This is a genomic window from Paraburkholderia sp. CNPSo 3274 (genome assembly GCF_024206475.1).
Lineage (GTDB): Bacteria > Pseudomonadota > Gammaproteobacteria > Burkholderiales > Burkholderiaceae > Paraburkholderia.
This window is the reverse complement of the sequence record NZ_JAMBPR010000217.1, coordinates 1-1,176: the sequence shown is the minus strand read 5'-3', so window position 1 is coordinate 1,176 and position 1,176 is coordinate 1. Positions and strand designations below refer to the sequence as shown.

1 protein-coding gene is annotated in these 1,176 nt (G+C 59.0%); it reads left to right on the top strand.

The window, feature by feature from the left end:
* On the top strand, positions 1 to 1,071 hold a 1,071-nt coding region (locus M3I54_RS44295; protein WP_254346717.1), incomplete at its 5' end, for an IS701 family transposase.
* Between the last annotated feature and the right edge of the window lie 105 nt (positions 1,072 to 1,176).

Sequence of the window (1,176 nt, the reverse complement as noted above, 5' to 3'; positions counted from 1 at the left end):
GAATGGGTGATGCCCGCGTTAGGCCTGCACGCTGCTGAAGAGACTGGCTATTACTGGATTATTGACGACACGGGCTTCCCGAAGAAAGGCAAGCATTCGGTCGGCGTAGTGCGGCAATACTGCGGGCAATTGGGCAAACAGGATAACTGCCAGATCGCCGTGAGCCTGTCGATCGCGACGCAACGCGGCAGCCTGCCAATTGCCTGGCAGCTGTATGTCCCCAAGGAATGGATTGAAGACCGGGAGCGAGCGCGTCGTGCGGGCATCCCCGACGATCTCGCCTTCGAAACCAAGCCACAGATTGCGCTGGCCCAACTCCGCGAGGCTGTCGCATCCGGTATTGGACCGGGCATTGTGCTCGCCGATGCCGGGTACGGCGACGAAACCGCTTTTCGGGAAGGCGTAACTGAACTGGGTTTGTTGTATGCGGTAGGGATCCGGCCGGGCACCTCTGTATGGGCACACGGTACGGCGCCGCTTCCGCCCAAGCCCTGGAGCGGGCGCTACAAACCCCCGACATTGTTACGCCGCGCGCCCGGCCATGAACCGCTCGCAGTGAAGGAACTGGCTATGCAACTGCCCGCAAACGCCTGGCAGACCGTAACCTGGCGGGAAGGTAGCAATGCAGCACTTTCCTCACGCTTTGCCGCCGTGCGGGTCCGTCCCGCACATCGCGACAATTGGCGAAGTACCGTTCGCGACGAAGAATGGCTGCTCATTGAATGGCCTGCTGGCGATACGGAGCCGCTCAAATACTTTCTCACTACGGCCCCCGAAGAGGCGACCCTCGAGCAGCTCGTGTTCGTGACCAAAATGCGCTGGCGCATCGAGCGCGACTATCAGGACCTGAAGCAGGAGTTCGGGCTCGGTCATTATGAAGGACGAGGCTGGCGTGGCTTTCACCATCACGCCACACTGAGTATCGCTGCGTATGGGTTTCTGATGGCTCAACGACTCAGAATGCAATCAGGTGGACATGGTAAAAAAAACTTCCTTGAACGCGCGCTGCCTGCCCTTCCCTCGGATTACATCCCCCGGGGCAGTCCAGCGCGCTCAGCGCCACGTTCCTGATTCCATTACTACATTGCGCATCCTGCTTGGACAAGGGCTCATGCAACGATGGCTTTCTTGCTGTACGACAGTAGATCGCGCAGTTACTTATATGACACAGTAGTA